15 protein-coding genes and 1 pseudogene are annotated in these 16,898 nt (G+C 71.7%); 6 read left to right on the forward strand and 10 right to left on the reverse strand.

Translation table 11 applies throughout. The features are described 5' to 3' along the window. The first annotated feature begins 60 nt into the window (after window positions 1-60). Complete coding sequence (tnpA, locus tag ACFP2V_RS28775; protein ID WP_381218352.1) at window positions 61-459, forward strand: IS200/IS605 family transposase; 399 nt, start codon at window positions 61-63, stop codon at window positions 457-459. 109 nt (window positions 460-568) lie between these two features. Here tnpA and ACFP2V_RS28780 read toward each other — a convergent pair. From ACFP2V_RS28780 to ACFP2V_RS28790, 3 genes and pseudogenes are all read right to left on the reverse strand, one after another. Beyond that, window positions 569-820: pseudogene (locus ACFP2V_RS28780) on the reverse strand (PaaI family thioesterase); the annotation flags it as partial. Between the two features lie 48 nt (window positions 821-868). Beyond that, the gene (locus tag ACFP2V_RS28785) at window positions 869-1,543 is read right to left on the reverse strand and encodes a response regulator transcription factor (protein WP_381218219.1); all 675 of its coding nucleotides are present in this window, start codon (window positions 1,541-1,543) and stop codon (window positions 869-871) included. Window positions 1,544-1,624: 81 nt separating this feature from the next. Further along, window positions 1,625-2,911: a histidine kinase gene (locus ACFP2V_RS28790; RefSeq protein ID WP_381218220.1), complete on the reverse strand. Its 1,287-nt coding sequence runs from the start codon at window positions 2,909-2,911 to the stop codon at window positions 1,625-1,627. A 182-nt stretch (window positions 2,912-3,093) separates the two neighbouring features. Here ACFP2V_RS28790 and ACFP2V_RS28795 point away from each other — a divergent pair, with 182 nt between their 5' ends. Then, window positions 3,094-3,294: a hypothetical protein gene (locus tag ACFP2V_RS28795; protein WP_381218221.1), complete on the forward strand. Its 201-nt coding sequence runs from the start codon at window positions 3,094-3,096 to the stop codon at window positions 3,292-3,294. Window positions 3,295-3,338: 44 nt separating this feature from the next. Here ACFP2V_RS28795 and ACFP2V_RS28800 read toward each other — a convergent pair whose 3' ends face one another. Next, window positions 3,339-3,965: a dihydrofolate reductase family protein gene (locus tag ACFP2V_RS28800; RefSeq protein ID WP_381218222.1), complete on the reverse strand. Its 627-nt coding sequence runs from the start codon at window positions 3,963-3,965 to the stop codon at window positions 3,339-3,341. 142 nt (window positions 3,966-4,107) lie between these two features. Here ACFP2V_RS28800 and ACFP2V_RS28805 point away from each other — a divergent pair, with 142 nt between their 5' ends. Beyond that, complete coding sequence (locus tag ACFP2V_RS28805; RefSeq protein WP_381218223.1) at window positions 4,108-4,863, forward strand: SDR family NAD(P)-dependent oxidoreductase; 756 nt, start codon at window positions 4,108-4,110, stop codon at window positions 4,861-4,863. 78 nt (window positions 4,864-4,941) lie between these two features. Here ACFP2V_RS28805 and alc read toward each other — a convergent pair whose 3' ends face one another. Continuing rightward, complete coding sequence (alc, locus tag ACFP2V_RS28810; protein ID WP_381218224.1) at window positions 4,942-6,117, reverse strand: allantoicase; 1,176 nt, start codon at window positions 6,115-6,117, stop codon at window positions 4,942-4,944. A 214-nt stretch (window positions 6,118-6,331) separates the two neighbouring features. Next, window positions 6,332-7,672, reverse strand: coding sequence for an allantoinase AllB (gene allB, locus ACFP2V_RS28815; RefSeq protein WP_381218225.1), 1,341 nt, complete (start codon window positions 7,670-7,672; stop codon window positions 6,332-6,334). 226 nt (window positions 7,673-7,898) lie between these two features. Here allB and ACFP2V_RS28820 point away from each other — a divergent pair, with 226 nt between their 5' ends. Next, window positions 7,899-8,705, forward strand: a complete 807-nt coding sequence (locus ACFP2V_RS28820) for an IclR family transcriptional regulator (protein ID WP_381218226.1) — start codon at window positions 7,899-7,901, stop codon at window positions 8,703-8,705. A 149-nt stretch (window positions 8,706-8,854) separates the two neighbouring features. On the opposite strand, the gene ACFP2V_RS28825 is transcribed toward ACFP2V_RS28820, so the two are convergent. Continuing rightward, window positions 8,855-9,172 (reverse strand): DUF5955 family protein, encoded by a 318-nt coding sequence (locus ACFP2V_RS28825; RefSeq protein WP_381218227.1) that lies wholly within the window; start codon window positions 9,170-9,172, stop codon window positions 8,855-8,857. Between the two features lie 291 nt (window positions 9,173-9,463). On the opposite strand from ACFP2V_RS28825, the gene ACFP2V_RS28830 reads away from it, so the two are divergent. Together ACFP2V_RS28830 and aceB are read left to right on the forward strand one after the other, a co-directional pair. Continuing rightward, a complete protein-coding gene (locus ACFP2V_RS28830; protein WP_381218228.1) occupies window positions 9,464-10,162 on the forward strand; it encodes a nucleotidyltransferase family protein in 699 nt (232 codons plus the stop codon). 182 nt (window positions 10,163-10,344) lie between these two features. Further along, window positions 10,345-11,970 carry a malate synthase A gene (gene aceB / locus ACFP2V_RS28835; protein WP_381218229.1) on the forward strand — a complete coding sequence of 542 codons (1,626 nt, stop codon included), beginning with the start codon at window positions 10,345-10,347 and terminating at the stop codon, window positions 11,968-11,970. Window positions 11,971-12,021: 51 nt separating this feature from the next. On the opposite strand, the gene ACFP2V_RS28840 is transcribed toward aceB, so the two are convergent. The 3 genes from ACFP2V_RS28840 to ACFP2V_RS28850 all read right to left on the reverse strand — a co-directional run bounded on the left by ACFP2V_RS28840 (window position 12,022) and on the right by ACFP2V_RS28850 (window position 16,840). Next, window positions 12,022-12,936, reverse strand: coding sequence for a HipA family kinase (locus ACFP2V_RS28840; protein WP_381218230.1), 915 nt, complete (start codon window positions 12,934-12,936; stop codon window positions 12,022-12,024). Window positions 12,937-13,015: 79 nt separating this feature from the next. Further along, window positions 13,016-13,357: a tyrosine-type recombinase/integrase gene (locus tag ACFP2V_RS28845; protein ID WP_381218231.1), complete on the reverse strand. Its 342-nt coding sequence runs from the start codon at window positions 13,355-13,357 to the stop codon at window positions 13,016-13,018. 177 nt (window positions 13,358-13,534) lie between these two features. Then, window positions 13,535-16,840 (reverse strand): FUSC family protein, encoded by a 3,306-nt coding sequence (locus ACFP2V_RS28850; protein WP_381218232.1) that lies wholly within the window; start codon window positions 16,838-16,840, stop codon window positions 13,535-13,537. Between the last annotated feature and the right edge of the window lie 58 nt (window positions 16,841-16,898).

Here is a 16,898-nt window from a genome sequence, read left to right on the forward strand (position 1 = left end):
CAGTTTCGGACATCCTATTACGCTTGACGTATGTCGCTACGTTGGTAATCAAACTCCGACATTCGCACCGGTCGTCACGTCACCTATCACCTTCACGCGCACTTGGTGTTTGTCACCAAGTACCGGCGCGGCGTGTTCGATGACGCCATGCTGAAGCGATGCGAAGAGATCATGCGTGAGGTCTGCCGCAAGTTCGAAGCGGAGCTGAGGGAGTTCAACGGCGAAGCCGACCACGTTCACCTATCGGTGCACTACCCACCGAAGGTCGCCCTGTCGAAGCTGATCAACAGCCTCAAGGGTGTCAGCTCCCGGTACCTGCGGGCTGAGTACACGGGCCGGATCAACCACACCGGCATGGGGTCAGTGTTCTGGTCCCGCTCCTACTCCGCGGGATCCTGCGGCGGAACACCGTTGACCGTGATCCGCCAATACATCGAAGGGCAGAAGCGACCTGCCTGACCGTCACCCCAAGGGCGCAGCGAACTCCGGCGCTTCGCGCCTCCACGCTCAGGATGCGTTTCCCTCCCCGGCTGAAGCCGGGGATACCCACGCAAAATCAGGAATGAAGAAAGCCCCCGGTGAGGACGTACGGGCCGAGCGCGGTGCCGCCCGCGAAGGTGAGGGCGTTGTCGGCGGCGTAGGAGAGGACGCCGCCGTGCAGGAAGCCGTTCTGCTGGTGGAGCTCCGCGCGGACGTCGATCTCGAGGGTGGCCGCACCCTCCCCGAAGGCGGTCACGCGTGCGCCGAGCAGCCGGCTGAAGGGTTGGCTGTCCAGCGCCTGCTGGGCCGTGGCCAGGTCGAGTCCGGGGGACGCGGTCATGGGAACGGGGCTCCTTCGGGCGGCGGATCGGACGGGGCACCGGTGACGCTAACGCTCCTCGGTGTCGTCCAGGAGTCCGGCGTCGTGGACGAGCAGTGCGATCTGCACGCGGTTGTTGAGGTCCAGCTTGGCCAGGATGCGGGAGACATGGGTTTTGACGGTGGCCACGCTCATGTAGAGCTCGGTGGCGATCCCGGCGTTGGCGTGCCCCCGGCCGACCGCCACGGCGACCTCGCGTTCACGGTCGTTGAGAGCGGCCAGGCGCGCGCGTGCGCTCGCGCGCCGCGCGTCGGCGGTGGTGCCCGCCACGTGTGCCATCAGCTGCCTGGTGACCGTGGGCGACAGCACGGGGTCGCCGGCCGCGACCCGGCGCACCGCGTCGACGATCTCGGCGGGCGCGGTGTCCTTGAGGACGAAGCCCGCGGCTCCCGCGCGCAGCGCGCGCACCACCTGCTCGTCGGCGTGGAAGGTGGTGAGCACCACGACCTGAGGGGCGTCCGCGCGCCGGCGCAGCAGCTCGGTCGCGGTGAGACCGTCCACCGACGGCATCCGGATGTCCATGAGGACGACGTCCGGGCGGGTGCGGTCCACGAGTGCCCCCACCTCGCTGCCGTCGGCGGCCTCCCCGACGATCTCGATGTCGCCGGCGCCGCCCAGCATCAGGGACAGGCCGGCCCGCACCAGCGGATCGTCGTCGACGAGAAGCAGTCTGATCGCAGTCATGGGCCTCACGTCATCACGGTTGGCCGGGGCGGGGCCAGCGGGGGCTCAACTCCGTTGCGCGGTCGCGATGTCGGCTTCCGCTCACCCCCACGGCAGCCGGGCCCGGACCTCGAACCCGCCGTCGGGCGTGGGGCCGTGCTCCAGGGTGCCGCCCGCCAGGGCAGCCCGTTCGGTGAGGCCGATCAGACCCTGCCCGGCGCCGGGGACGGGGGGCACGTCTCCTTGGGGTGGGGGGTTGTGGACGGACACGGTGAGGCCCTCCCCCGGGCCGCCGGTGACCGACACGGTGACCTCCGTACCGGGGGCGTGCTTGCGGGCGTTGGTCAGGGTCTCCTGGACGATCCGGTAGGCGGTGCGGCCGACGGAGGCGGGGACGGCGCCGGAGGCGGGGACAGCGGCGGAACCCGGGACGGCGGCGGAGCCGAGGACGCGGTGGTCGAGGGTGACCTTCATCCCGGCCTTCCGCGACTCGGCGACCAGCGTGTCCAGCGCCGCGAGCGTCGGCTGCGGCCGGCCCGCGTCCTCGGACTCGCCGGTCCGCAGGACACCGATGATCTCCCGCAGGTCCTGCAGCGCCTCGTGCGCGCTCTCCCTGATGACGCCGGCCGCCCGCACGATCTCCTCGCGGGGCGCGTCGGGCCGGAACTCCAGTGCGCCCGCGTGCACGCTGAGCAGCGTCAGCCGGTGCGCCAGCACGTCGTGCATCTCCCGGGCGATGGCTTCCCGTGCGCCCCGCTGCGCCTGCTCGGCCCGCAGCCGCGCCTCCGTCTCGGCCCGCCGTGCCCGGTCCCGCAGGCTCAGCATCAACTGCCGCTCGGACCGGACGAACATGCCCCAGCCGACCACCGCCCCCATCAGCACCATGAACAGGACGAGCAAGGCGAGATAGGGCACTTCGGGGTCGGGGCGCCACCAGAAGTACAACGGGACAAGCACCATGTGCGCGCCGCCCACCCAGGCCACGTAACGGAAGGGGCGGTGCACGGCGAGGGAGAACAGGGCGATCACGGCCACGCCGCCGGAGGTCTCCGAGACGAAGCTGACGGGGACCATCACCGCGGCCAGCCCCAGCGGCCAACGGCGGCGCAGCCAGACCGCGCCCCAGGACAGCGCCCCGATCACCTGGTCGAAGGCGGCCAGCGAATGCGGGACGGCGGGGTTTGCGGTGACCGTGTCGGCACCCAGCAGGCCCACGCCGACGGCCAGCAGGAAACAGGTGAAGTCGACGCCCCAGTCGCGCGCGGTGCGCCGGGGGCGGCGCCCGGCCCGGGCGGTCTCGGGGTTGAGCTCCTGGACCAGGGCGGACGGGAAGAACCATCTGCGTCCCAGGAACACCGGGGCGGTCCCCGCCGCCTTGTCACTACTCATCACAGTCGACGAATCTACGCAGGGCCCGCCCGGCCCGCCCCGGGGTAGGCCGCATCGCCTACCAAAGTGGCGAGGGCGCAGACTTTCGGCATGCCCGCTTCGAGAGGACGGAGACTTTCGTCATCGGGGAACCGCCCGGCGGCCGATGTACGCGCCGGGGGCGCGCGGCCATCGTCTTCCGCATGAAGAAACTACTGGAGATTCTCGGGTTGATCGCCCTGATCCAAGGGGTCGCGGGCCTGGTGCACCAGTTCACCGGTTGGGGCTGGGGCGCGGTGCAACGAGTGGGGTTCCTGAACGGCTTCGAGATCTACGCCAGCATTGCCCTGGTGGCGCTGGGCTTCGCCCTGTTCGCCACCGCAGAGAGCGGGAAGTCCGGCTGATCACCGGCCGGACTTCCGGGTGCTCCGTCCCGGTGCCGGTGTGGTCAGGCCTTCTCCGGAAGCTCGTACGAGCCGTACTCGGGGCGCCCCGCGAGGTCGTAGCTCTGAAGGGAGACGCCCGCGGCCGTGACCTGTCCGTCGGTGCGCCGGAAGGCGGTAGGCAGCGATCCCTCCGGGAACAGGCGGCGCCCGGCTCCGAGGACGACCGGGAAGGTCAGCAGGTGGAGGCGGTCCACGAGGTCGAGCGCGAACAGGGACCGGGCGAGGGCCCCGCTGCCGTGCACCTGGAGTTCGCCGTCCGTGCGCTCCTTGAGGGCGGTGACCTCCTTGGCGAGGTCGCCGCCGATCACGGTGGTGCCCGCCCACCCGGGGTCGGTGAGGGTGGCGGAGGCGACGTACTTCGGCAGCGCGTTCAGCTTGCCGGCGACCGGGTCGGCGGGGTCGGTCACCTTCGGCCAGTAGGTGGCGAAGATGTCGTAGGTGCGACGGCCGAGGAGGAAAGCGCCGACGCGGGAGAAGACTCCGTCGATGAACCGGCCGAAGTCCTCGTCGCCGTAGGGGACGCTCCAGCCGCCCTGGTCGAAGCCGTCCCTGGTGTCCTCCCGGGGGCCGCCGGGGGCCTGGTAGACGCCGTCGAGCGAAACGAAGGTGGTGACAACGAGCTTGCCCATGAGAGGTTCCTGCCTTGTGGTGTGCGGGGAATGCGGCGTCACCGATGCAGACCCCCGCGGCGCCCGCAACTCATCGGTCGTGCGCCGGGTCGACGTCCGTTCACCGCCAGCAGGCCGGGGACGACGGCGCTGGGATGGACACATGAACTCACCGGCGAACATTGTAAAAGTCCCGAGCGGCAAGGTGGCCCTGGTCACCGGCGGCAGCCGCGGGATCGGCGCTGCGACGGCACTGCGGCTCGCGCGGGAGGGCGCGGACGTGGTCGTGACCTATGTGAACGGCAAGGAGGCGGCCGAGGACGTCGTCCGGGCCGTCGAGGCACTGGGGCGCCGCGCGGTGGCACTGCGCGCGGACGCCGCGGACGCGGAGGAGGCCGCCGGGGCGGTGACGGGCGCCGTGCGGGCGCTGGGCCGGCTCGACGTCCTGGTGAACAACGCGGGCGTCGGTGTGCTCGGCCCCGTGGAGACCCTGTCCCTCACCGATGTCGACCGGGTCCTCGCGGTGAACGTGCGCGGCGCCTTCCTGACCTCCCAGGCGGCCGCCTCCCACATGACCGACGGAGGCCGCATCATCACCGTCGGCACCTGTATGACCCAGCGCGTGCCCGGCCCCGGCGGCACGCTCTACGCGATGAGCAAGGCGGCCCTGGTCGGGCTGACGAAGGCGCTGGCGAGGGAGCTGGGCGGTCGGGGCATCACGGCGAACATCGTGCACCCGGGCCCGATCGACACCGGCATGAACCCGGCGGACGGCCCCCACGGCCCGGCTCAGGCGGCGATGACCGCCGTCGGCCGCTTCGGCACGGCCGACGAGGTGGCCGCCATGATCGCCCATCTGGCCGGCGCCTCCTATGTCACCGGCGCCGAGTTCTCGGTGGACGGGGGCCACGCGGCGTGAGCGCGCCGTAGGACGCCGAGGACCCGCGCGGCGCACCGGTGCTGTGCGGCCGGTGCGCCGCGCGGGGACCCCGGTGGGTCAGCCGCCCAGTTCCCGGTGGCGTGCGGTCAGGGCGGCCGAGCCCTGCTCCGTCAGTGAACCGAACAGGCGCAGCCGGGAGATGCCGCCGTCCGGGAAGATGTCCACACGCGCGTGCGTGCCGATCGCCGGGACGGGGAGGACGAAGCGGTGGTCGGTGTCGGGCTGGAGACGGGTCCGGGGCAGGATCTCCCGCCAGCCGCTTTCCCCGCTGCCTCTGCCGTCCCCGCCTTGCCCATCGGCCGCGCCGTCCTCGCTGTCCCGTACCGACACCGAGGCCCAGCCGGCGCTGTTGCCCTTCAGGTAGGCCGTGTCGATCTCGAGGGCGCGGATCTCCGCCTGGCCCGCGAGCCGGTAGCGGATCCAGTCGTGCCCCTGGTCACGGCGGCGTCGGGTCTCCCAGCCGTCGTCCATCCGGCGGGAGCGACCGGGCCGGATGGTGTTCGCGGGCGGTGAGTAGAAGCGGTCGGACGCGTCCTCGACCCGGCCGCCGTTCTCCAGGGCGACGACGTCGAAGGTGCCCAGGGCCTCCAGCCACACCGGGTCCGGGACGACCTCGCCGTACACTCGCAGGCGCGCGATGCCCCCGTCGGGGTGCTGGGACAGGCGCAGGTGGGTGAAGCGCCGGTCGGCCGTTACGGCGAAGCCGTTGGCCGCGTGGCCGCCCACCGGGGCGCGCGGGACCAGCGTCGTCCACCTCACCTCGCCCGACAGCAGTTCCTCCGGTCCCGGGGAGCCGGGCAGCGAGGCGCCCTCGACCGACACGGCCTGGGGGTGGTTGCCGCGGAAGTGGGCGGTGTCGACGACGATGCCGTGGACGACTCCGGGCGCGCCGAGGCGGATCAGGGCCCAGTCGTGGTCCTCCGCCGTCGGCCAGGGGTGCCCGGCGGAGGAGCCGCGGCGGCGCCGGGTCTCCCAGCCGTCCATGATCTTGCCCTTGTGGCCGAAGTGCTCGGGGTCGAACACGGCACGACCGGGCAGCAGCAGGTTCTCGCGCTCGGCGAAGAACTCGTCGTTGGCGGCGACGACACCGGCGCCGAGCCGGCGGTCGGCGAGGTCGGTGAGCCGGGTGAAGGGGAAGTCGGCGGTGCGGTAGTCCGCGTACGGGTCACCGCCGCCGTAGGGACGCGCGGCGCCGGTGAAACGGGACGCCGGGTATGTGTGCTGCGCGGTCACGGTGGTCCGGTCCTGCCTTTCGGTGGTCGGCGGGCGCTGGTCGGTGGTCGGTGGACGGTGGATCGCTGGTCGCTGGTCGGTGGTCGGTGGACGGTGGGCACTGGTCGGTGGATCGGTGGGCGGTGGGCACTGGTCGGTGGGCGGTGGACGAGGCCCTGGCCGGCGGTCGGCGGGTGCCGGACGCCTGACGTTTCCCTCCCCCTCCCCCGCCCCGTCAGGGGACGCGGGTCAGCAGCCGGCCCTGCGGTGCGGTGAACTCGCCGTCGGCCATGATGCGCCGGCCGCGCAGCCAGGTGGACTTCACGACGCCGTACAGGGTCCTGCCCGCGTACGCCGTCACGCGGTTGCGGTGCTGGAGCCCCGCCGGGTCGACGGTGAAGGTGTCGTCGGGGGCCAGGACGGCGAAGTCGGCGTCCCGGCCGGGCGCGATGGCGCCCTTGTGGTCGTCGAGGCCGACGAGTTCCGCCGTCCGCGCCGACATCCAGCGCACGACGTCCTCCAGGCCGTGTCCCCGTTCGCGGGCCTCGGTCCAGACGGCGGGCAGGCTGAGCTGGAGGCCGGAGATGCCGCCCCAGGCGGTGGCGAAGTCGGCCGTCTTGAGGTCGGCGGTGGACGGGGAGTGGTCGGTGACCACGCAGTCGATGACGCCGTCCGCCAGCGCCTGCCAGAGCGGACCCTGGTTGGCGGCTTCGCGGATGGGCGGGCAGCACTTGAACTCGCTGGCTCCGTCCGGGATTTCCTCGGCGGCGAGGGTCAGGTAGTGGGGGCAGGTCTCGACGGTGACGCGCACTCCGTCGGACTTGGCCCCGGCGATCAGCGGCAGCGCGTCGCTGGAGGACAGGTGCAGGATGTGCACGCGCGCGTCGAGGCGTCTCGCCTGCGCGAGGAGCCGGGCGATGGCGGTGCCCTCGGCGTCGCGCGGGCGGGAGGCGAGGAAGTCGGCGTACTTGGGGCCGCCGCGCCGCAGGGCGGCGTCGAGGTGGTCCGGGTCCTCGGCGTGCACGATCAGCAGCCCGTCGAAGGTGGCGATCTCCTCCAGGGTACGGGCGAGTCGGTCCTGTCCGAGGTGCGGGAACTCGTCGACGCCGGACGGTGAAAGGAATGCCTTGAAGCCGAAGACGCCGGCCTCGTGCAGCGGGCGCAGGTCCTCGACGTTGCCGGGCAGGGCGCCGCCCCAGAAGCCGACGTCGACATGGGTCCGGCCGGCGGCGGTCCGCTGTTTGGTGCGCAGATGGGCGGTTGTCGTGGTCGGCGGGAGGGAGTTGAGCGGCATGTCGACGAGTGTGGTGATGCCGCCGGCCGCCGCCGCGCGGGTGGCGGTCCAGAAGCCCTCCCACTCGCTGCGGCCCGGGTCGTTGACGTGTACGTGGGTGTCGACCAGGCCGGGCAGCAGGACGTCGTCGCCGAGGTCCGTCAGGCTGGCCGTCCTGGGGACGGACGCCTCGTGCGGCAGGACGGCCGTGATCGTGCCGTCGGCGACGGCGACCGACGCGGCGCGTGTCCCCTCGGGAGTGATGACGCGCGTCGAGCGCAGCACCAGTTCGACGTCGGGCACCCGCACCCCCTCACCCGATTTCAACGTTCTGTTGAAGGAGTCTTCACTCCCGCTCCGGTGCCGTCAAGAGGCACACTGCCCGCACGGGCACCGGCGGCCGATCCCTGGACGATTCCATAAAGCGGAATTAGAATTCCGGGAGGCAGAATGAGTGAATGCACAGACAGGCAGTCGACCGACTGCCGGGTAGGCTTCCCCCTTCCCGCCAGTCCGAAAGGAACGCGCCGTGCCGACGTCCAGCGCCAGCACCAACGACTCCGTCCGGTCCACCCCGGGCGGCGGAGTGCAGTCCCTCGAGCGCGCCTTCGACCTGCTCGAGCGGATGACGGACGCGGGCGGCGAGGTCGGCCTCAGCGAACTGTCGGCGAGCAGCGGACTGCCCCTGCCGACGATCCACCGCCTGATGCGCACCCTGGTCGCGTGCGGTTACGTACGCCAGCAGCCCAACCGCCGGTACGCGCTCGGCCCGCGCCTGATCCGGCTCGGCGAGTCCTCCTCCCGGCTGCTGGGCACCTGGGCGCGCCCGTATCTGGCCCGCCTGGTGGAGGAGACCGGCGAGACGGCCAACATGGCGCTGCTCGACGGGGACGAGGTCGTGTACGTCGCGCAAGTGCCGTCCAAGCACTCCATGCGGATGTTCACCGAGGTCGGGCGCCGTGTCCTGCCGCATTCCACCGGCGTGGGCAAGGCCCTGCTGGCCGACTTCCCGTCACAGGACGTACGGGCCCTGCTCGCCCGCACCGGAATGCCCGCGGCGACGGACAGGACCCTCACCACGCCGGAGGGTTTCCTGGCGGCGCTCGACGAGGTGCGCCGCCAGGGCTACGCCATCGACGACAACGAGCAGGAGATCGGCGTACGGTGCCTCGCCGTCCCCGTGCCCCACGCCCCCACCCCGGCCGCCCTCTCGATCTCCGGTCCCGCGGGACGGGTCACGGAGGCGGCGACGGAGCGGATCGTGCCGGTGCTCCAGCAGGTGGCGACGGAACTCTCCGAGGTGCTCACCTCCCCGGGCAGCGGCCCGACGGTCTGACCCGGCCCGACGGTACGACCGAACTCGGCGGCCGACCCGACTCGACGACCGGCCGACGCGACGACCTGATCCGACGCGCCCCGGTCACCCACCGCGACCACAGCGCCCGCGCACGCCCCCCTTTCGAGAAGCGTGTGCACAGGTGTGCGTCAACCCTTCGGTGACGGCCCGAACAGATCCACCGCGTCCCGCACTTCGCCCAGCCCCCGGCCCAGTGCGCTCACCGAGCCGATCGCGCCGGCGATCAGCAGCAGGGAACGGCGCAACCGGGGAATCTCGGGATTGCCGCCGGCCGCGTGGGCGTCCAGTGCGGCGAGTTCGTCCTCCGCGATGATCCTGTCAGGGAACTCCGCCGGATGGGCTGCCAGTTGGCGACGCAGCCGGGCCACGGCGGAGCGCAGCTCCGTCACCCGTGGATCGTCCTCTCGACTGCCGGTCGCATGCCGCTGCTCTACGCTCCGCAACACAGTCCTCCCCCTCGCACGCGGTGGTGCGCCTCCCCACCGGCCCCGCCGCCCCGTCGGCCGGTGCGCGCCAGTAAACGCCACCCCACCCCCTCCGCGCCAGTCCGCTGCGTCATCGTCTTGCTCCACAGCGTGACGTCGCAGGCCGGATGCGCCCCTTCACGCTCCCTGCCTCCGCCCCGTTTCCGCCCCTTCCGCGCCATCCACCACGTCACCCACCGCGCCACCCCCGCGCCACCCACCGGACTCCTCCGGCACCCGGCGGTCCGTTGAGTAGTGGGGTATGCAGAACGCATGACGACACGTCGGACGAGCCCGGACTCAGGACGGGCCACTGGACAGGTGGCGGGACTGCTGCTCGCGGCGGGCGGTGGACGGCGCCTGGGCGGCCGGCCCAAGGCACTGCTGACCCACCAGGGGCGGCCGCTGGTGGAGCACGCGGTGCGGGCGTTGCGCGCGGGCGGCTGCGAGCGCGTGCACGTGGTGCTCGGCGCGCGGGCCGACGACGTCCGCGCGCGCGCCGAGCTGCCGGACTGCGTGCTCGTCGACAACCCGGACTGGGAGCAGGGCATGGGCTCGTCCCTGCGGGCCGGGCTCGCCTCGCTGGCCGGTACGGAAGCGCGGGCCGCCCTGGTCCTGCTGGTCGACCAGCCCGGAATCGGCGCGCGGGCGGTCGCGCGGGTGCTCGCCGCGTACGCGGCACAGGAGACGAGGCACCCGCAGGACACGCGGAACTCGCGAGAGGCGCAGGAGGCGCAGGAAGTGCGGGAGGTACAGGACCCGCTCATCTCGGCCGCCTACGCCGGCGTGCGCGGTCATCCCGTCCTGTTCGGGTCCACGCACTGGGCCGGTGTCGCCGCGGCCGCGACCGGCGACCAGGGGGCCCGCGCCTACCTGAAGGAACACGCGGACGACCTCGTCCTCGTCGAGTGCGGGGACGTGGCCGAGGCCTACGACATCGACACGAAGGAGGACCTGAGCCGCCTCGGGTGAGCGGGGACCGCCTGCCCGACCCGAGGCGGCCCCACGTCAACAAACCATTGAACTTCCACGATAAGAAAACTACTATCCACAGCCCGGAGCGCTCCTCGGACCCACCCCTCCCCCGGGCGCTCTCCGCCGTACCCGGGCCGACCGGCACCCGGTGCCGTGCCCGCCGAAGGAAGTGACAGCTGATGTCCGCACCAGCGCCGCACCCGCCGGCCATCGTCGACGCCGAGCCCCTGCCCCGGCAGGAGGAGGTCCTCACCGAGGCGGCCCTCACCTTCGTGGCCGAGCTGCACCGGCGGTTCACGCCCCGGCGCGACGAACTCCTCGCCCGCCGCGCGGAGCGCCGTGCCGAGATCGCCCGCACCTCCACGCTCGACTTCCTTCCCGAGACGTCCGCCGTCCGCGCGGACGACTCCTGGAGGGTGGCCCCGGCCCCCGAGGCCCTGAACGACCGCCGGGTCGAGATCACCGGCCCCACCGACCGCAAGATGACCATCAACGCCCTCAACTCGGGCGCGAAGGTGTGGCTCGCGGACTTCGAGGACGCCTCCGCGCCCACCTGGGAGAACGTGGTCCTCGGCCAGCTCAACCTGATCAACGCCTACACCCGGACCATCGACTTCACCGACCCGGTGTCCGGCAAGTCGTACGCCCTGCGCCCGGACGGGGAACTGGCGACGGTCGTCACGCGCCCCCGCGGCTGGCACCTGAACGAGCGCCACCTCACCGACGCCGACGGCACCCAGGTGCCCGGCGCCCTGGTCGACTTCGGGCTGTACTTCTTCCACAACGCCCAGCGTCTCCTGGACCTCGGCAAGGGCCCGTACTTCTACCTCCCGAAGACGGAGTCCCACCTCGAAGCCCGCCTGTGGAACGACGTGTTCGTCTTCGCTCAGGACTATGTGGGCATCCCCCAGGGCACCGTGCGCGCCACCGTCCTCATCGAGACGATCACGGCCGCGTACGAGATGGAGGAGATCCTCTACGAACTGCGCGACCACGCTTCGGGATTGAACGCCGGACGCTGGGACTACCTGTTCTCCATCGTCAAGAACTTCCGTGACGGCGGGGAGAAGTTCGTCCTGCCGGACCGCAACGCGGTCACGATGACGGCTCCGTTCATGCGCGCGTACACCGAACTCCTGGTGCGCACCTGCCACAAGCGGGGCGCGCACGCGATCGGCGGCATGGCGGCCTTCATCCCGTCCCGCCGGGACCCGGAGGTCAACAAGGTCGCGTTCGAGAAGGTGCGCGCCGACAAGGACCGCGAGGCGAACGACGGTTTCGACGGTTCCTGGGTCGCCCACCCGGACCTGGTCCCGATCGCCCTGGAGTCCTTCGACCGGGTGCTCGGCGACAGGCCGCACCAGAAGGACCGGCTGCGCGAGGACGTCGACGTCAGTGCCGCCGACCTGATCGCGATCGACTCCCTGGAGGCCGCTCCGACGTACGCGGGCCTGGTCAACGCGGTCCAGGTGGGCATCCGTTACATCGAGGCGTGGCTGCGCGGCCTCGGCGCGGTGGCCATCTTCAACCTGATGGAGGACGCGGCCACCGCCGAGATCTCCCGCTCCCAGATCTGGCAGTGGATCAACGCGGGTGTCGTCCTCGACAACGGCGAGCCGGTCACCGCGAAGCTGGCCCGCAGGGTCGCCGCCGAGGAACTGTCGAACATCCGCGGCGAGTTGGGCGAGGAGACTTTCGCAGCGGGCCACTGGCAGCAGGCCCACGACCTGCTGCTGACGGTCGCCCTCGACGAGGACTACGCCGACTTCCTCACCCTGCCGGCCTACGAACAGCTCAAGGGCTGACGGCCGCCGCTCGGGAGGCCCGCCGCGGCGGGGCGGGCCCGCGCCCCCGGGTCATCCCAGGTGCACCGACCAGTCCTGCTCCGCCGTGGGCTTGCCGTGCAGATCGGGAACGTCCTTGAGCCAGGCCGGGCGCCCCTGCCGGGAGCGGGCCGCACGGCGGGCGTTCTCCGCGGCCAGTTCCTCCGCGCCGGGAAAGTCGGTCGGCAGCCACTGGGCCGAGGTCCGCGCCCGCGCGTACAGATACGTCACGTACGCCTCGCGGGCCGCGTCGGGCGTCGCGAAGTCCGGCTCCCCGGCGAGCCAGGCGTCGGGCACCGCGGCGGTGATGGTCCGCAGCAGCTCCTCGGTCACCTTGGGCGCGAGTTCGGCGTCGGCGGCGCGGACGTCGGGACCGTAGCCGCCGAGGGCGTGGTGGCGGAAGTCGTAGGCCTTGGCCGGGGCGGACGTGTCCCAGCGGTGATGGAAGACGAGCGCGGCCCCGTGGTCGATGAGCCACAGCCGGGGCGGCACGACGCCGAGCGTCGGCCAGATCATCAGATTGGAGCTGTGGACGGTCCGGTCCACGTTCACCGTGAGCGCGTCGAGCCAGACGATCCGCCCGGCCTCCACCGGATCGACGGGGAAGACCTCGGCGACCTCGGGCGTGAAGTCCCGCGCACCCGGTAGAAAGTCCATGCCGAGGTTGATCCCGGCACTGGCGGCGTGCAGCTCCCGCACCTCCTGATGCGGCTCGCCGGCGGCGATCGCCGGATCGAAGTCCACCAGGACCAGCTCCGGGAACCGCAGCCCCAGGGCCCGCGCCAGCTCCCCGACGATCACCTCGGCGACCAGCGCCTTGCGTCCCTGCGCGGATCCCGTGAACTTCACGACGTACGTACCGGAGTCGTCGGCCTCGACGACTCCGGGCACGGAACCGCCGGACCGCAGGGGCGTGATGTAGCGGGTTGCGGTGACCTCGGTCAGCATTTCGCCAGGCTACGCGATCCCTCGACCTTGCAATCCACGACCTCCTCCGGACCACCGTGGTGCGGGAAGTCGGCCACGGTCAGCCCCGGGGAGAATCCGGGGAGTTTCGGCCGGCACACTGATCTCCCGGCTGCCCGAGCAGCCCGTCGATCACGGTGCGCCCCCTGCTCCCGGCCTCCGGCATGAAGTGAGCGTAGTAACCGAGCGTGACGGCCGGCGAGGAGTGCCCGAGCCATCGCGCCAACGTCACCACGGACTCCCCCGCCTCCGACATGATCGAGGCACAGGTGTGGCGCAGTACGTGGAAGCCGTCCTTCGGCGCGGCCTCCCACTGCCACTGCTTCGCACCCTCGGCACCCGGTGGAATGATCCCGGCCTCGGCGAGCGCGGGCTTCCAGGTGTAGCTGTTCCACGTGTTCACGGCGATGGCGTCGCTGAAGCGCGCGATGAGCGCGAGGGAGAACTTCCTTGTCGGTCCGTCCGGCCCCGGCTTCCCCCATGGGGCTCCACCTCCACCGGCGGGAACATCTCGGCATGGCGCTTCAGTTCCGCGGCCACCGATGCGGGCATGTCGGCGGTGCGCGTCTTCGGGGTCTCTTCACTCCCGGTGGGAGTCGGGGTCTGGTTCGTCGGGGGTGATGTCGGCAGTGAGGGTGGTGATGATCTGGTTGATGCGTACGACGTCGCGCACGGTGGGGTGTCCGGAAGCGGGATCGTCGGTCGGGGGCAGGATGGCTGCGGGATCGTGGGTGTCGCCGGAGGGGTGGCCGGTGATGGCTTGGGTGAGGGCGTGCAGATTCTCGTCGGTGAGCTCGGCCAGTTCATCCAGGGGCGCGGCGGGGGGTGGCGGGGTACGGGGGTCGGAGAGGTGTCGGGTGTAGTAGGCGAGTGCGGACAGGGCGGTAAGTTGGCGCTCGATGCCGTCGCGGCGTAGGGCGCCGGCGGCGCGGCGGAATGGTGTGGCGGTTCGATAGAGGCGGCGCAGGTTCTGGTTCATGGTGTTTGTCTGGTGGCGGAGGGCGTGCCGGTCGGGTGGGCCGGTGAGCGCGGTCCGGGTGATGTCGCCGATGGTGCGCAGCAGGGCCAGCAGGTCGGTGGTGAATTTTTGCCGGGTTCGGGTGGGCAGCAGGAATGTCGCGGTGGCCAGCGCGATGACGGCGCCCAGGACGGTTTCGGCGACTCGCAGTTCGATCGCCAGGGTGTTGAGTTTGCCGAGGAATTCGTAGAGCAGCGCGATGAGCATGGTCATCCAGAAGACCATCTGGGCATAGGAGATGGGCGCGGTGTACATGGCGGCGAACACGCACACTGCGACCAGGGGCAGCACCACGGCCGGGGCAGCGCCGGTGAGCAGGGCGATGGCGAACCCGATGATCGCGCCGAGCAGGGTGCCGGCGATGCGTTGCAGGCCCTTGACGATGGCGTGGCCGGAGGTATCGGTACCGCCGAAGACGACGAACGCGGCGATGGCCGCCCAGTATTGGCGGGTGGGGGAGAGGGCCGCGCCGGCCAGCAGGGCCAGGCCGGTGGCCACGGCCGCCTGGATGGCCTGTCGCGTGGTGAAACTCAGCCGGGGGTGACCGGTGGGGGTGACAGGCGGCGGCTCGGGGTCGGTGGGGACGGAGTCGGTGGTCACCTCCCCGCGGGTCGCGTTGCGGTCGGCCAACACGGCGGTCTGCAAGTCACTGGCGCGGGCGACGGCCGCGAGCAGTTCCTCGATGGCGTCGTGCAGGCGACGGGTATCGTCCGTCGGCAGGCTCGGTCGGGCGGGCACCGGTGTGGTGGCCTCGGGGGCGCCGGCTCCCGACGTGGGCCGGGTCACGCGGTGGCGGTGAGCGGTCTTGCGTAGGTTTTGTTGCGCTTCGGTGAGCATGCCCGCCAAGCGGGCCCGGACCACGATGGGTACCTCGGTGCCGGTCTGGGCGATGCGGCCGGCTGTCCGGACGAGGTGTCCGGCGGCGAGTTCGGCGTCGAACAGCCGCAGCCGCAGGTCGCCGGGCTGCTGCGTGGTGTCGACGGTCGTGGGGGCGAGGGCGCGTAGCTGGCCCTCCAGGAATCTCCCGCACCGGTGCAGCTGGCGGAGGTCGGTGCGCACTCGGCGGGTGATGTCGGGGTCCCAGCGGGCGGCCGACACCGCGTCGATGAGCGGGTCGAACACGTCGAGCAGCCGACCCGAGAAGGCGACCAGCCCGCGGCGCAGCACCTGTGCGGGACGCTCGGGGATCAGCACGAATCGGGCGAGGTAGGCCCAGATCGTGCCGACCGCGGCGGACACGGTCAGCCACGGCATCAGCGACAGGGGCAGCCGCAGCAACAGCGCGAAGTAGCTTGCCATGAACCCCAGCTGCCCGAGCGCGGCGGAGCGGACACCGAACCGACGAGCCCACACCCCGCAGAACACGACGCCGACCAGCGCGCCGGCCGCCGCCGCGGGCACCGGATCCGTGGCCGCGCCGATCGCGACGCCGGCCACCGCGGGCAGGACCATCAGGGTGGTGGTCAGTCGGCGCCCGCCGATGGTGGCGTCCCGCGCCTTGGTCGCGGCTTGCATCGCGACCATCCCGCCGAACATCGCCACCGGGAGCGCGGTGGCGCCGCGGCCGAGGCCGTTCAGCAGGCCGTACATGGTGGCGATGGCGGCGACCACGGCGAGCAGGGCACGGGCAGCGCCGGCCAGCCGGGTCAGCCCGGGGTCGGGCACCGCCACCCACAGATACGTGGCGGTGCGCAGCCGGTGCCCGATCGGCTGGGCTGGGCCGGTACGACCGATCGGCGGCGGTGGTTCGTCGCGCCGGGCCGGCAGCAAAGGCTGGTAGTCCAAGTCGCGGCCGACCGCGGCGGCCAGTTGCTGCGCCCGGAAAGCGAACGGCAGCCACTGCTGGTAGCGCTGGTAGGCGCGGTGCGCGTCCTCGGCACCGTCGAGGGCGGCGAGTGTGGCCATCTCCCGGTCCATCCGCAGGAAGCGGTTCACCCAGCGGTCCGCCGACCTGCCGTCGGGGTAGGCGGCCGCGAACGCGTCGAATGCCACGGCCTCGGGCACGTCGGTGCTCTGCCAGCGCAGCTGCTGGTGCAGGTAGTCGGCGAACCGGGTGAAGTGCAGGGTCAGCGGGGTGAGCAGTGGTTGCTGCGCGGCCGGATGGTCGGCGGGCAGGCCCCAGCGCAGTGTGGCGATGATCCCGCCGAGTCTGTTCAGCGCGTAGGGCAGCGAGAAGTGGTCCCGTCCGCTCTGGAAGTAGTAGGTGATGTGATGCAGACGCAGTCCGTCGGTGTAGGAGGAGAAGCTGTCGTGCAGACTCTCCAGGTAGCCGTCGAGCCCGGTGGCCTGACCTTGCGGGAAGTACGGGGCCAGGCTGGCGACCGGGTCTTCGGTGCCGGCCACGTGGAACAACTTCGACGACAGTGCTGACAGGTCCCGCACCACCTGATAGACACCCAGCAGGAAGGTCAGCGCCAGGGTGACCAGGACCAGCCCGCTCATTGTCTCCAGGATGGTCAGCGTGCGCAGCACGTCGGTCTCCGGCGTGATCTGGGAGGTGCCCACGGTGGCCAGCTGCGCGGCGGAGAGGTAGAGAGCGCTGAACATGCTCGGCCCCAGCCCCCGCCCGTCGTAACTGAAGCCGTTGCCCGGGGTCAGGCCGTAGTAAATGAACCCGAACCCGAGCACGATGCACAACAGCCAGGCCAGCAGGCTCGTCGCGATCTGCAGCCCCGTGGCCTGCCGCAGCGCGGCGGGCCGCCACCGACGCGGCATCCGGCGGGTGGCCCGGCGCATTACCCGCCACTGCAGAGCACACAACGGGGTCGCCAGAAACCCGGCCTCGTCGTAGTCCAACGACGTCAGGAACAAGTCGACCAGCCCGGCCCCGAGCACCACGATGCCCAGCGCGATCCAGAACGCGGCCATTTCGCGACACCCCCGGGTCAGTCTCGGCAGGCCGGCGCCCAGTGATGGGCCCAGTGTT

The sequence above is a fragment of the Streptomyces incanus genome (genome assembly GCF_042656345.1).
Classification (GTDB): Bacteria; Actinomycetota; Actinomycetes; order Streptomycetales; family Streptomycetaceae; genus Streptomyces; species Streptomyces incanus.

What these genes read in the sequence shown, in the direction of transcription:
- ACFP2V_RS28840 (WP_381218230.1), bottom strand. Translation starts at nt 12,936, where the DNA reads ATGCTGACCGAGGTCACCGCAACCCGCTACATCACGCCCCTGCGGTCC.
- ACFP2V_RS28830 (WP_381218228.1), top strand. Translation starts at nt 9,464, where the DNA reads ATGACGACACGTCGGACGAGCCCGGACTCAGGACGGGCCACTGGACAG.
- aceB (WP_381218229.1), top strand. Translation starts at nt 10,345, where the DNA reads ATGTCCGCACCAGCGCCGCACCCGCCGGCCATCGTCGACGCCGAGCCC.
- ACFP2V_RS28805 (WP_381218223.1), top strand. Translation starts at nt 4,108, where the DNA reads ATGAACTCACCGGCGAACATTGTAAAAGTCCCGAGCGGCAAGGTGGCC.
- ACFP2V_RS28795 (WP_381218221.1), top strand. Translation starts at nt 3,094, where the DNA reads ATGAAGAAACTACTGGAGATTCTCGGGTTGATCGCCCTGATCCAAGGG.
- ACFP2V_RS28785 (WP_381218219.1), bottom strand. Translation starts at nt 1,543, where the DNA reads ATGACTGCGATCAGACTGCTTCTCGTCGACGACGATCCGCTGGTGCGG.
- ACFP2V_RS28790 (WP_381218220.1), bottom strand. Translation starts at nt 2,911, where the DNA reads ATGAGTAGTGACAAGGCGGCGGGGACCGCCCCGGTGTTCCTGGGACGC.
- ACFP2V_RS28850 (WP_381218232.1), bottom strand. Translation starts at nt 16,840, where the DNA reads ATGGCCGCGTTCTGGATCGCGCTGGGCATCGTGGTGCTCGGGGCCGGG.
- ACFP2V_RS28800 (WP_381218222.1), bottom strand. Translation starts at nt 3,965, where the DNA reads ATGGGCAAGCTCGTTGTCACCACCTTCGTTTCGCTCGACGGCGTCTAC.